General features: G+C 71.4%; 10 protein-coding genes. 4 read left to right on the forward strand and 6 right to left on the reverse strand.

The features are described 5' to 3' along the window. Positions 1 to 105: 105 nt before the first annotated feature. Positions 106 to 2,676: a PEP/pyruvate-binding domain-containing protein gene (locus QFW96_RS19185; RefSeq protein ID WP_281457066.1), complete on the forward strand. Its 2,571-nt coding sequence runs from the start codon at positions 106 to 108 to the stop codon at positions 2,674 to 2,676. A gap of 240 nt (positions 2,677 to 2,916) precedes the next feature. Here the strand turns inward: QFW96_RS19185 and QFW96_RS19190 are convergent, their stop codons facing one another. The 3 genes from QFW96_RS19190 to QFW96_RS19200 all read right to left on the reverse strand — a co-directional run bounded on the left by QFW96_RS19190 (position 2,917) and on the right by QFW96_RS19200 (position 5,744). Beyond that, positions 2,917 to 3,909: a hypothetical protein gene (locus QFW96_RS19190; RefSeq protein WP_281457067.1), complete on the reverse strand. Its 993-nt coding sequence runs from the start codon at positions 3,907 to 3,909 to the stop codon at positions 2,917 to 2,919. A gap of 164 nt (positions 3,910 to 4,073) precedes the next feature. Next, entirely contained in the window at positions 4,074 to 4,904 is an 831-nt protein-coding gene (locus QFW96_RS19195) for a DUF4231 domain-containing protein (RefSeq protein ID WP_281457068.1), read from the reverse strand. A 333-nt stretch (positions 4,905 to 5,237) separates the two neighbouring features. Continuing rightward, on the reverse strand, positions 5,238 to 5,744 hold the full coding sequence (locus QFW96_RS19200; RefSeq protein ID WP_281457069.1) for a M23 family metallopeptidase: 507 nt from the start codon (positions 5,742 to 5,744) through the stop codon (positions 5,238 to 5,240). A gap of 545 nt (positions 5,745 to 6,289) precedes the next feature. Between QFW96_RS19200 and QFW96_RS19205 the strand changes: the two genes are divergently transcribed. The 3 genes from QFW96_RS19205 (at position 6,290) to QFW96_RS19215 (ending at position 10,076) form a co-directional block, all read left to right on the forward strand. Continuing rightward, positions 6,290 to 7,444, forward strand: coding sequence for a trans-sulfuration enzyme family protein (locus tag QFW96_RS19205; RefSeq protein ID WP_281457070.1), 1,155 nt, complete (start codon positions 6,290 to 6,292; stop codon positions 7,442 to 7,444). Between the two features lie 86 nt (positions 7,445 to 7,530). After that, positions 7,531 to 8,826: a DUF1266 domain-containing protein gene (locus QFW96_RS19210; protein WP_281457071.1), complete on the forward strand. Its 1,296-nt coding sequence runs from the start codon at positions 7,531 to 7,533 to the stop codon at positions 8,824 to 8,826. Between the two features lie 176 nt (positions 8,827 to 9,002). Beyond that, positions 9,003 to 10,076 carry a DUF2637 domain-containing protein gene (locus tag QFW96_RS19215; protein WP_281457072.1) on the forward strand — a complete coding sequence of 358 codons (1,074 nt, stop codon included), beginning with the start codon at positions 9,003 to 9,005 and terminating at the stop codon, positions 10,074 to 10,076. A 14-nt stretch (positions 10,077 to 10,090) separates the two neighbouring features. Here the strand turns inward: QFW96_RS19215 and QFW96_RS19220 are convergent, their stop codons facing one another. From QFW96_RS19220 to QFW96_RS19230, 3 genes are read right to left on the reverse strand one after another with little or no spacing between them, the layout of a single operon-like run. Beyond that, positions 10,091 to 11,251: an NAD(P)/FAD-dependent oxidoreductase gene (locus QFW96_RS19220; protein WP_281457073.1), complete on the reverse strand. Its 1,161-nt coding sequence runs from the start codon at positions 11,249 to 11,251 to the stop codon at positions 10,091 to 10,093. Between the two features lie 16 nt (positions 11,252 to 11,267). Continuing rightward, entirely contained in the window at positions 11,268 to 11,891 is a 624-nt protein-coding gene (locus QFW96_RS19225) for a TetR/AcrR family transcriptional regulator (RefSeq protein ID WP_281457074.1), read from the reverse strand. A gap of 15 nt (positions 11,892 to 11,906) precedes the next feature. Continuing rightward, complete coding sequence (locus tag QFW96_RS19230) at positions 11,907 to 12,875, reverse strand: threo-3-hydroxy-L-aspartate ammonia-lyase (RefSeq protein ID WP_281457075.1); 969 nt, start codon at positions 12,873 to 12,875, stop codon at positions 11,907 to 11,909. Positions 12,876 to 12,964 lie beyond the last annotated feature (89 nt).

A 12,964-nucleotide genomic window follows, 5' to 3' on the forward strand; every position in this document is an offset into this window, starting at 1 on the left:
GACCTCGCGCCCGGAGATCACCCTGATGGCCCCAAATTCAACGCCTGTTGAGCCGAGGGCCGGTGCGGAGTTACCGTCGAGGCGACGCACGAGGAGGTGGTCGTCGTGTCGGCGCTGCGGAGCGACCCGGTTCTGCCGATCGGCCGGGTTCTGGGGCTGGAGAAGGTCGACGCGGGAATGGGCGAGCTGGTCGGCGGGAAGGCCGCCAACCTCGGTGAGCTGATCGGCGCCGGGTTCCGGGTGCCGCCGGGCTTCGTGCTCACCACCGAGACCTGCGCGGCGGTCTGCCCGGTCGACGACCTGATCGGCGACCTGCCGGGCTCGGCCGCCCTCATCCGCGACCGGATCACGAGCGCCGAACTGCCGCCGGATCTGGTCGGCGCGATCACCGGCGCCCGCGACGAGCTAGGGGCGGGCCCGGTGGCGGTGCGCTCGTCGGCGACGGCCGAGGACCTGCCGCACGCGAGCTTCGCCGGTCAGCAGGACACCTATCTCAACGTCGTCGGCACCGAGGCGCTGCTCGACGCGGTCCGCCGCTGCTGGGCGTCGCTGTGGTCCGACCGCGCGGTCGCCTACCGGGAGGCCAACGGCGTCGAGCACGCCGCCGTGCGGATCGCGGTCGTGGTCCAGCGGATGGTCGACGCGCACGCCGCCGGAGTCCTGTTCACCGCGAACCCGGTCACCGGGGATCGGGCGGAGTGCGTCATCGACGCCAGCACCGGGCTCGGCGAGTCGGTGGTCTCCGGTGCCGTCACCCCGGACCACTTCGTGGTGCGCGGGGACCGGGTGAGCGCGCAGCCAGGCGACAAGCCGACCAGCGTCCGGGCCGTCCCGGGCGGCGGGGTGGAGACCGTCGCGCAGGACTCGGAGACCGCCTCGATCGGCGAGGCGCAGGCCCGCGAGCTCGCCGAGGTCGGCCGGCGGGTGGCGCGGCACTTCGGGACGCCGCAGGACGTGGAGTGGGCGATCGGCGCCGACGGCCTGTGGCTGACCCAGTCGCGGCCGATCACGACGCTGTTCCCGCTGCCCGCCGAGAGCGAGCGCGGGCTGCGGATGTACCTGTCGGTCAACGTCGCGCAGGGCGTGTACCGGCCGCTGACGCCGATGGGCGCGGCGACGCTGGGCCTGCTGGCCGCCGGGGTGCTGCGGGAGCTCGGGATCCCGTCGCCCGACTCGCGACCGGCGCCGCTGCGGGAGGTCGACGGGTGGGTGTTCCTGGACATCACCGGCACGACCGGCAACCGCATCGGCCGGGCGGTGCTGCCGCGTCTGCTGGCAGCGGCCGAGGCGCGCACCGGGCGGGTCTACGAGTCCATGATGGACGATCCCCGGCTGCCGCTGCGTCCCGGCGTGCCGTGGCGCGTGCTGCGCGGGCTCGCCGGGGTCCTGGCGCGCAACCGGATCCCGCTGCTGGTGGCCGGTGTGCTGCGCGATCCCGCCCGCGCCCGCGAGGAGGCGTTCCGCCGGGTCGATGAGCTGCGCGCCGATCTCGCCGCCGCGCGACCGGTCACCGCCCGGGAGCGGCTCGACGCCGCCCGGCACGCGCTGCGGCGGACCACCGCGCCGGTCATGGCGTGGGTGGCGCCGAGGATGATGCCGATCCTGCTGCTGAGCCGCCTGCTGCCGAAGCTCACCGGGGCGAGCGAGGCGGAGGTCCAGGTGGTGCTGTCCGGCGTCCCGCACAACGTGACCACCGAGATGGACCTGGAGCTGTGGGCGATCGCGCAACGCCTCGGCCCGGACGTCGACGACCTCGCCGCCCGCTACCGGGACCGGGACCTGCCGTCCGAGGTCCTGCGCGGGCTCGACGAGTTCCTGGCGCGGCACGGGCATCGCACCGCCGCCGAGATCGACGCGGGCGTCGCGCGCTGGTCCGAGCACCCCGAGAAGGTCCTGGCGCTGGTGGAGAACTACGCCCGCACCGGCTCGGCCGGGCACGACGCGGTGCAGCGCTTCCGCGCGGCGGCCGACGAGGCGGAGGTGATGGCCGCCGAGATCGTCGCCCGGCAGCAGAACCGCCCGCGCGCCCGCTTCACGGCCTGGCTGCTGAACCGGGTCCGGAACCTCATCGGGATGCGCGAGCTGCCGAAGTACTGCGCTGTCCTCGGAATCGCACACGCCCGCAGGCACATCCGAGGTATCGGTGCGGAACTCGCCGAATCCGGTTGGATTTCCGATCCGGACGACGTGTTCTTTCTGAACTACGAGGAGCTCTCGGACGTCATCGACGGGGCGGACCACCACGACCTCATCGCGACCCGCCGCGAGACCCATGCCCGCGAACTCCGCCGCAAGCACCTGCCGAGGCTCCTGCTCTCCGACGGAACGGAACCGGAAACCCTTCTCCCCCAGCAGAACTCGGAGAACACCCTGCGCGGCACGTCGGCCTCACCGGGCACGGTCACCGGCACGGCCCGGGTGATCCACGACCCGGCCCACGCCCGCCTCCAACCGGGCGAGATCCTCGTCGCCCCCTCCACCGACCCGGGCTGGACCCCGCTGTTCCTCACGGCCTCCGGCCTGGTGATGGAGATGGGCGGCCCCAACTCCCACGGCGCCACGGTCGCCCGCGAGAACGGGATCCCCGCCGTCGTGGGCGTTCCGCACGCCACCACCGCCATCCCCGACGGCCGCACCATCACCCTCCACGGCTCCACCGGCACCGTCGACCTCTGACCCGTTCGAAAACCCCGGTTTTCGCGCGATGAATGTTGCGGTTCTTGACGTGGGTGAGGGGTGAGGACGCGAAAAGGGCGGTGCGCGACGGGAAACGCGCACCGCCCTCAGCGGTCTCAGACTCGCCGGGAGGGGCTGGGCGAGGTCTGGATGTCGTCGTGACGGGGGCCGATCACCCGAATCGTCCGGCGGGGAAGGGGATGCGCCGGGACCGAGAACGGGTTGGCGGGTTCGGGGATGTCAGTTGCCGAGCTGGGTGGCGCTGCCGAGCGGGCCGTGCGAGACGACGTCGTTGACCTTGTCCAGCGGCGAACCGGCCTTGCCGGTGATGCCCTGGACGTCGCTGACGACGGGAAGTCCGCCCGCGAGACCGCCGACCGGGTCGCCGGCCTTGCCGGTGGGCAGCGCGCTGCCGCCGACCTCGGTGTTGTTCTCCAGCACGTTGCTCACGGTGTCGCCCACGATGTTGGTGGGAACCGGGGTGGCCTGCTGACCGGGCTTGGTCTGCGGGGCGCTCTGGGTCACCTGGTCCAGGGTGCCGGTGAGGGTGGTGGGCAGGGCGCCGGTGGGCAGGGCGTCCGTCGCACCGCTCTTGCCGACGGGCAGCGCACCGGCCACGGGCAGGCCGCCGCCGATGAGGTCGGTGACCGGCTTGAGGATGTCGGCGCCCGGCAGACCGCTCTTGCCGACCGGCAGGCCGCCGCCGACCAGGTCGGTGACCGGCTTGAGGACGTCACCGCCCGGCAGACCGCTCTTGCCGACGGGCAGCGAGTCGGCGACCGGCAGACCACCCGTGACGTCGGTGACCGGGCCGAGGGCGTCGAGCCCGGGCAGGCCGCTCTTGCCCGCGGGCAGGGTGGAACCGGTCGGCAGCGGGACCTCGTCGAGCGCGGACGCCGGGTCGAGGCTGTGGGTGTGCCCGGTGCTGGCGTCCTGGACCGCGTCGACGACCGGCTTGAGCAGGGTGCCGGCGGGGGTGCCGCTGACGACCTGGCTGACCGGGTCACCGGAGCGGCCGGTGAGCTGCTGGTCGAGCGGAACCACGTCACCGACGGTCTTCTGGGCCGATGCGAGGGTTCCGGCGGCGTGGAACGCGGTGTTGGCCACGCCGTTGTCGGTGGGCAGCGATGCCGGCAGCTGCGGGCTCTCGGCAGCTGTGGCCGTGGCCGCGAAGCTGACGGCGCCGGCGCCACCGACCAGTACGGCGGCCGCCGCGGTAAAGGTGCGCTTCATCGCAATGCTCCTCTCTGCACAGGCCGAGTCCTGTGCGCCCGGCGGAGGTTACGGAAGAAACACCTGCCACTATTCAGCGATCACTTAAGAAGGAAATATCAACAACGCGTGATCAAAAATCGCGGAACTTTCTTCACTATCGAGGGAAGGCCCACCGGACTTGATTACTGCATGAGCCCGTCATTGACTGCCGACGGCAACCGGCGGGCGCGTTCGGCGCGCAACGCCTCGACCGCTTCGGCGAATTCGGCGTAGGCCTCGCGCTCGGAACCGAAGCGGCGGTAGCGGCCGACGCGCAGTTCCACGGCCTCGTACTCGCGCTCCAGGGCGTCGGCCGTCTCCTGCCAGGAGGCGCTGCGGTCGCGGTGCTTGGCGTAGCCCGCGTACGCCGCGGCCACGGCCACCAGCAGGCTCAGCACGATGGCGACCCAGCGGATGTCCGGGACGGAGGCCGCGGTCGCCGTCGCGGTGGCGGCGATGATCGAGCCGCCGATCACCACGGTCTGCAGCGCGCTGTCCTTCCAGCGGTCGCCGCGCGCCTCGTGGCGGTAGCGCTCGATGAGCTCCGGCAGCTGCGCCCGGTAGCGCTTGTGCGCGTCGAGCAGGTCGCCGGTCCCCAGTTCGTCCAGCAGTTGTTCGCGGTGCGCACCTTCGAGTGCGCGCAGGTCGGTGTCCACCGCGCGAACCCTAAAGTGCTGGCGGTACACGTACACCGCCGCCACGCCCGCCGAGGTCGCGGCGACGAAGAACGTCACCGCCGCGGGCACCACCGAGGCCGATAACGCCAGCAGCGTCACCCCCACCGCCGCCAGCAGCAGGTTCCCCGGGACGGCCCACGCGAGCAGCAGCCGCTGCACGATGCGCTCCCGGTAGAGCTCCTCGGAGCGCTGCGCGATGCGGCGCTCCCAGTCCCCCTGCTGGAGGCCGTCCCCCTGCCGGTGATCCTCGGCGAGCACCCCACCGCCGACGATCCCGGCCGTACTCACTCGCTCCATCACATGTCCTTCCAGCGCGTTAGTGCGATCGAAGTGTCTCCCGGAGTTCCACGACAATCGGCCAGGAGGGTGACTCTCGACTAGGCCTAAAGGTCCACTACCGGCTGCGCCGAGTGATCATCGCTGGGCTCGAACGCCGCGAACCCCGCAATACCCGGCAGTGATAACAGTGAGTGGCGCGATGCCGGGGAGCGCTGCGCGGTTCCGGGTTCCGGGTTCCGACACTGTGGCAGCGCCGCCGGAACTCCGCTCCACCGGGTGGGCAGAACGGCGTTCCGGCGGCGCCGGTGCGCTGGATCTTTCGCGAGCGGCGCGAGAAAGCGCGCGCTCCTCCTAGTGGTCGGGCCAGTCGGTCAGCATCCGCGAATCGCCGTAGAAGGAAACGGGATCGACCGCCTGCCCCTTGATCTCGATCTGGAAGTGCAGGTGCGGCCCGGTGGATTGACCGCGATTGCCCATCGCGGCGATGAGATCACCCGAGTGGACCTTTCGGCCGACTTCCACGTAGGCCGAATCGATGTGGCCGTAGGTGGAAACCGTGTCGTTCGGGTGCGCGATTCGGACCCACAGCCCGTACCCGCTGGCCGGACCGGAATCGATGACGGTGCCGGCCGAGGCCGCGCGGATGGGTGTGCCGACGTCGTTGGCGATGTCGACGCCCTTGTGCATCTCGCCCCACCGCATCTCGAAACCGCTGCTGATCACGCCGCGCGTCGGCGCGACCCACGGCGCGGGCCGGGGGGCTGGTGGTCCGGAGTCGATCGGGGGGATCGCGGCGGGGTGCGCGACCGGTCGTACTGCTGGGATATTCCGCTCGGGGTGGGCATCCTGCACAGCCACCGCAGCGGCGGCGATTCCTCCGGCGCAGAGTCCGGCGCTGAGCAGGATTCCGAGGACCTCATTGATGACGGGTCTTTCTCGCAATGCCATTGTGCTTCACTCCTGGCGCCCCGGCGCTTTTCACGCCGCGGCTCGGTGAATTCCGGTGGCATACGCCGGTCTATTCGTTTCCGGCGTCGGGGCTGCCCGCACAAGATTGGAGCCGAGTTCGTCGCGGCGTGCATTTCCGCATTCGCCGAGCGGTTTCCCGACTTGTGCTCTTCGCCGTCAACTGGATCGGTTCGCCAATCCACCACAGGAATCACACCGGACACCGAGCGTCCACTGTGGTCGTGATTTCCGGTGCACGATCCGGGGCCGGTCCCGCACGGTCCGGGGAGGCGGCACGGAGGGTGCATGGGAATGAAGGAGTTTCCGGTTAGCGGCCCGGAACGCCTTACCACCCGACCGATAGTCACCCGATCAGGTCAAAACCGATCGTCTTCCCGGCGCGTCGCCGCGTTCCTAGGCTGACGAGCAGGTCGAGCGCAGGGAGGGCCCGAAACATGGACTACGACCGGATCGAGACCCGCGCGGTGCACGGCGGCGAGCGCCGACCGGGACCCGAGGGATCGGTGGTGTACCCGATCTACCAGGGCACGGTGTACTCGGTGCCGAGCGGGACCGACTACCACGACCTCCGCTACATCCGGCTCAACTCGACGCCGTCGCAGTCCTACCTGCACGACAAGCTCGCGGCGCTGGAGGGCGCCGAGGCCGGGCTCGCCACCGCCTCCGGGATGGCGGCGATCTCGACCGCGCTGCACAGCGTCCTGCGCAGCGGCGACCACCTGCTGGTCGGCGACTGCCTCTACGGCGGCACGCACGACTTCCTCACCCACCACGCCGCCGACTTCGGCTGGGACGTCACCTTCATCGACCCGCACCGCCCGGACACCTGGGAGGCCGCGCGCACCCCGCGGACCAAGGCGGTGCTCGTCGAGACCATCACGAACCCGCTGGTCAGGGTGGGAATGCTGCCCGAGGTCGCCGAGTTCGCGCGCGCCAACGGGCTGGTCAGCCTGATCGACAACACCTTCGCCACACCGGTGAACTTCCGGCCGGTGGCGGCGGGTTTCGACCTGGTGCTGCACAGCGCGACGAAGTACCTCAACGGGCACTCGGACATCGTGGCCGGGGCGATCGTCGGACGGGCCGAGCACGTCGAGCGGGCGCGGACGACCTCCAACCACTTCGGCGGCAGCCTCGACCCGCACGCCGGGTTCCTGCTGGCCCGGGGCCTGAAGACGCTGGCGCTGCGGGTGCGCGCGCAGAACGAGAACGCGCTGCGGCTGGCCGAGTTCCTGGCCGGACGGACCGAGATCGCCCAGGTCAACCACCCCGGCCTGACGTCGCACCCGGACCACGAGCGGGCGGCGGCGCTGCTCGACGGCTTCGGCGGGATGCTCAGCATCCGCCCGGTCGGCGGGGTCGCCGCCGCGCAGAAGCTCATCGACGCGCTGCGGCTGCCGTTCGACGCGCCGAGCCTCGGCGGGGTCGAGTCGCTGATCACCCGCCCGGCCGCGACCTCGCACGCGGGCATGAGCGAGCACGACCGGCTCGCGCTCGGCGTCACCGACGACCTGGTCCGCATCAGCGTCGGCGTGGAGAGCCCGGAGGACCTCATCGCCGACTTCGACCAGGCCCTCGCGACCCTGTGACCACCCGGACGTGATCTGACGACGGCCGGTGGCAAGTTGTCGCAGACGACGGCTTCGTCCGCTGCGTCCTCGGTAGGTTCCTCGGTGTGACTCCTCCGCTCGGCGGGGCTTCTGGCCCGTACTACACCGTGGGTGAGGTCGACGACCACGACGAGGTCGTCCCGTTCATCCCCAGGGATCAACCGTTCGTTCCGCCGACCGCCGTCGAGAGGGAGCTCCGCGCCGCCGTCGTCGACGAGGACCCGTGGTCGTACCTGTGCGTGCTGGCCGCGGTCGGCGCCTACCACCCGGTGGCGCTGGTGCACGCGCACCGCAACCCCGCGAAGCGGCAGATGGTGACCTCGACGCTGGGCGACGGACGGGTCGCGACGTTCGTCTACACCCAGGACATGCTGCCGCGGCCGCATCCGTACCTGGTCTACGAGTTCTCCTCGGTGCGCACGCTGGCGGAGATCGTGCCGGACGAGGTCGAGGTGCTGGCGGTCAACGCGAACACCCCGTGCGAGCTGTACCTGGAGGTCACCGACGACGAGCGGGCGCGCTGGCAGGAGGCCCACGAGCGCTACGGCGCACCGGGTTTGAGCGGCAACCGGCTGGTCACCCGGATGAGCCGGGGCGCCGAGCCGACGGAGCTGCTGCACGGTCTGGCCTGCGGCGCCCACCTCTGCTACCTCAACGGCGACGCGTGGAACAACCTCGACTGGCACGGCCTGGGCTACAGCGGCGAGGTGGAGCGGCTGGCCGAGGGCTGGGGCGTGAAGGTCCGGCAGGACTGGATCACCCTGCAGAACCGGCTGATCAACTGCGACGTCAGCACCTCCGACTGGGATTTCGTGCTGGGCGGGCGCACCTTCCTGATCTCCACCGAGGGCCCGCAGGTCGACCCGCAGCGCTGGCGGGAGTGCGTGGACACCACGATCCGCAACAACATCGCCGCGAACGTCCCCGGCGCTTCCGCCGAGCGGGGAGGCAGTCCGGAAGTCGATTCCTACGCCGAGTTCCTGTGCGGGCTGGTCGGCAAGATCGTCCGGTACGAGGCCCGGTTCCGCGCCGACGAGCTGCTGCCGCCGGACGGTCACGTGCGCACGGTCGCGGCCTGGGACCTGGGGCGAGCCTCGACGATGGCCCGCTGGGGCCGCGGCGCGCGCTACGCGACGCAGGCCGAGATGTACGAGGCGCTGGACCTGGTCGGCCGGGAGACGCGGTCGCGCTACTCGTCGTGGGAGGAGTTCTCGGTCGGCTACGTCCTGGGCCGCTGCCTGCACTTCGACGACGAGGCGTTCGGCCCCACCTACACCGACGTCCTCGAAGCCCACCGGGCGCTGCTCGCGGAGAGCGAGAGCCCTTGGCTCACGGTTCCGTTCCACCTGGCGGAGCGTTGAGGATCACTCCTGTCCCGGCGTGCCTGCCGGGGTCGCTCTGAGCTGGGCGCTTCGCGCGATTGGCGAGAAGTCGACAAGATCAAGGCAAGTCCACCCCGCTCTGGCTGTCACCTGATCGGGTGGTGTTTGTCTAGGATCAGCGGGTCCCGCGATGACCCGGCTGCATTGGACCGACGTTGAGCGAGCAACCGAGTACGAGATCCGGCCACGGGCTCTGGCTGTCCCGCGCCGCGCTGGGCTTCGTCGCCCTCGCCGCGCTCATGGGTTGGGGCGCCAGCTTCGTCGGCCTGCACGCCTACGGCCAGGACCAGATGGTCGGTTTCAGCTACTGGACCGCGTGGCTGATCCCGGCGACCTTCGACGGCGCCGCCTTCGGCGCCACGCTCATCACCTACCGCGCGTCGATCTACGGGCGCAGCGCCGTGCGCGGACGGCTGCTGATGTGGATCTTCACCGCGATCTCGTCGTGGATCAACTGGATCCACCAGCTCACCCCGGAAGCCCGCATCGTCGCCGCCGGACTGCCGGTCGCGGCCGTCGCGGTCTTCGACGTGGTGCTCGCCGAGCTGCGCGCGGACTTCGAGGAGCGCCACGGCAAGCGCCGACTGCGGCTTCGCCCGGGCCTGCTCGTGCTCCGCTGGCTCGTCGACCGCGACGGCACCTCGGGCGCCTTCCGCCGCCAGGTCACCGACATCCCGGTCTCGGAGATCGCCGGGCTCAGCGTGCAGGACGAGCACCGCGCCGCGATCACGCCCGCGCCCGACCCGAAACCGGCGCCCGACCCGAAACCCGAGCCCGCGCCCGAGCCGGTGGTCGCGGCGGCACCGAAGCCCGAGCCCGCGCGCGAGACCCCGCCGCACCGGCCCACCCAGGAACTCCCGAAGCAGCCGGACGAAACCCCTTCTCCTGCAACGGAAACGAGCGATCCCGAAACCCCGGTCGCCGAGAACCCGCCGGAGCACGCGGAGTTCGCGGCCGAATCCCAGGACGTCGACGAGCACCGGCCGAGCCCGTCCGAGCAGACGCTCACGCTGCCGCCGGTCCCGGCCGACCCGCTGAGCGACGAGGACAAGCGGACCTTCGCCCGCCGCGACTACCGGCTCTCGCTGGAGATCGGCGAGCCGATCACCGGTGCCCAGCTCGGCCACCGCTACGGCTTCTCGGAGCGCTGGGGCCGCCGCCAGATCGCCGCGGTCCGGGTCGAGATGGAGCAGGAGGACGAGGAGGCCGAGCTGGTCGCGGCCCGCTGATCACCCTCACCCGATCACGAGGTGAGGGCCTCCACCAGGGCCTTGCGGTGCTGGCGGGTCTGCTTGGGCATGTTCCAGCCCAGCACGCCGACCGGCCGGCCGTCGCGGTGGTGCAGCTCCACGAAACGCCGCTCGGCGCGGTCGCCTTCGACCACGGTGACCTCGTCGTCAGGCGAGAGCACGCCGTGGACGTGGATCTTCGCGTCGAACTGGTCGGTCCAGAAGTACGGGATCGGGCTGTAGGCGCGGTCGCCGCCGAGGACGTTGTCCGCGACGGTCATCGCCTGCTCGCTCGCGTTGGTCCGGTTCTCCAGCCGGATCACGCCGAACTCCGGGTGCTCCCAGCGCGCCACGTCGCCGACCGCGTAGATGCCCTCGGCGGCGCGGCAGCGGGAGTCGCAGACCAGTCCGCGCTCGACCTTCAGGCCGCTGCCCTCCAGCCAGTCCGTCGCCGGGTCGGCGCCGATCGCGACCACCACGACGTCGGCGGGCAGCACCTCGCCGGAGGCGAGCCGGACCCCGCCGACGCGGTCGCCGTCGGCGACCAGACCGTCCACCGCAGCGCCCAGCCGGAGCCGAACGCCCTGGTCGGCGTGCAGTTCTCCCAGCGCCGCACCGGCTCCCGGTCCGAGCTGGGCCGCCATCGGGGAGGCGAGCGGGCCGGTCAGCGTCACGTCGAGCCCCATGCCGCGCGCGGTCGCGGCGATCTCGCTGCCGAGCACGCCCTCCCCGACCACGACGAGCCGCCCGGCGTTGAGCAGGTCGGCGCGCAGCGCGACGCTGTCGTCGAGGGTGCGCAGCACGTGCACCCCGGCGAGCCCGTCGTGACCGGGCAGCCGGCGCGGCCGGACACCGGTGGCCACCACGATCGACTCGGCTCGCAGCTCCCGGCCGGAAGCCGTGCGCACGGTGCGCTCGGCGGCGTCGAGCGCGACGGCCGGGTCGCCGAGCAGGAACTCCGCGTCCAGCTTCTCCAGCGCCTCGGCGCTGCGGAGGCCGGTCCGCTCGACCTCCCACTGCCCGGCCAGCACCTGCTTGGACAGCGGCGGCCGGTCGTAGGGCAGGTGCGGCTCGGCGCCGAGCACCGTCACCGCGCCGTCGAAACCCTTGCGCCGCAAGGCGTCCGCCGTGGTCAACCCGGCTGCCGCGGCTCCCACGACCAGCACTGCGCTCACGTCGTCGTTCCCCTGTTCACTCGGTGACGGGCGCCAGCCACAGGCCGGTGAGCGCGTCGATCACGTTCTGCGCGGTTTCTTCCCAGGTCAGACGGGCTGTTCCGTCGGCGAGGGCGCGTTCCTGCTCGGCCATCATGTGCACCAGCACGTGGCGGGTCATGTCGTTTCGCACGATCTTGGCGCGCAGCGGCAGGTCGGGAAGGCAGTTGTTGAGGCCGTCCATGACCCGCATCAGCGTCGGGCCGGACATGGTCTCGGCGACGACGAGCTCGCGCAGCGACGGGTCGCTCATCAGCTGGGCGCTGAAGCGCGCCATCGTGGAGTCGCTCAGCGAGGCGTGGTGCTCGACCGAGGGCCGGACCAGGCAGACCAGCCAGTCGCGGACGTCGCGGGAGTCACCGCACTCGGCGACCAGCTGCTCCCGGCGCGCCTCGATAGGCTCGGCGTGCCTGCGCACGATGGCGCGCAGCAGGTCGGCCTTGGTCCCGAAGTGGTAGCCGACGGCGGCGTTGTTGCCCTGACCTGCGGCTTCGCTGATCTGCCTGTTGGACACGGCGAAGACGCCCTGCTCGGCGAAGAGCCGCTCGGCGACGTCGAGGATGCGCTCCTTCGTGGCACTGGCCCGGGAGGTCGCATTCATGACGCCCAGCTTAAGTCAGGTGACTGATCCTGTGCTACCCAGCAGAGTCGCATATCGCTCCAGGTCGACGTTGCCTCCGCTGATGATGACACCCACCCGCTCGCCCTCGATCTCGGCGGCGGCGTTGCGGGCGGCGGCGAGCCCGAGGCAGCCGGTGGGCTCGACGACGATCTTGAGGTAGGTCGCGAACAGCCGCATCGACTCGACGAGCTGGGCGTCGGTCGCGGTCCGGATGTCGTCCACGGCGTTCCGGATGATCGCGAAGGTGTGCTCGCCCAGGTGCTGGGTCTGCGCCCCGTCGGCGATCGTCCGGGGCGTGTCGATGTGCACGATCTCGCCGCTGCGCAGCGACCGGCGACCGTCGTCACCGGCCTCCGGCTCGACCCCGAACACCCGGCACCCCGGCGACAGGGCCCTGGCGGCCAGGGCTGTTCCGGACAGCAGGCCACCGCCGCCGAGCGGCACGAACAGCGCGTCGAGCTCACCGACCTCCTCGAAGAGCTCCTTCGCGGCGGTGCCCTGCCCGGCGATCACGTCCGGGTGGTCGTAGGGCGGGATCAGCGCGAGGCCCTGCTCGTCGGCGAGCGCGGTCCCGATCGCCTCGCGGTCCTCGGCGTAGCGGTCGTAGCGCACGATCTTCCCGCCGTAACCGCTGGTCGCGGCCACCTTGGAGGCCGGTGCGTCGTGCGGCATCACGATCGTCGCCGGCACCCCGAGCAACTGGCAGGACAACGCGATCGCCTGCGCGTGGTTCCCCGAGGAGAACGTCACCACGCCCCGCCGCCGCTGCTCCTCGGGGAGCGACGCGACGGCGTTGAACGCTCCCCGGAACTTGAAAGCCCCCATCCGCTGGAAGTTCTCAGCCTTGAAGAACACCTCGGCCCCCACGACCTCGTCCACCAACCGAGACCGCAGCACGGGAGTCCGATGAGCCACCCCCGCCAACCGACCCCCGGCAACCACCACGTCCTGGAACTCGACCATCCCGCCCCCTTCGCACGTCACGGTGAGAGCCCTCCCGGGCCGCGGACAGTTTTAGCCATAATTGACCGGACAAAAGGGACATTGATCAT

It is taken from the genome of Saccharopolyspora ipomoeae (assembly GCF_029952525.1).
Classification (GTDB): Bacteria; Actinomycetota; Actinomycetes; order Mycobacteriales; family Pseudonocardiaceae; genus Saccharopolyspora; species Saccharopolyspora ipomoeae.

Bases quoted from the DNA above. Each gene is read 5' to 3' on its own strand.
- QFW96_RS19195 (WP_281457068.1), bottom strand. From the start codon at position 4,904: ATGGAGCGAGTGAGTACGGCCGGGATCGTCGGCGGTGGGGTGCTCGCC.
- QFW96_RS19190 (WP_281457067.1), bottom strand. From the start codon at position 3,909: ATGAAGCGCACCTTTACCGCGGCGGCCGCCGTACTGGTCGGTGGCGCC.
- QFW96_RS19205 (WP_281457070.1), top strand. From the start codon at position 6,290: ATGGACTACGACCGGATCGAGACCCGCGCGGTGCACGGCGGCGAGCGC.
- QFW96_RS19230 (WP_281457075.1), bottom strand. From the start codon at position 12,875: ATGGTCGAGTTCCAGGACGTGGTGGTTGCCGGGGGTCGGTTGGCGGGG.
- QFW96_RS19225 (WP_281457074.1), bottom strand. From the start codon at position 11,891: ATGAATGCGACCTCCCGGGCCAGTGCCACGAAGGAGCGCATCCTCGAC.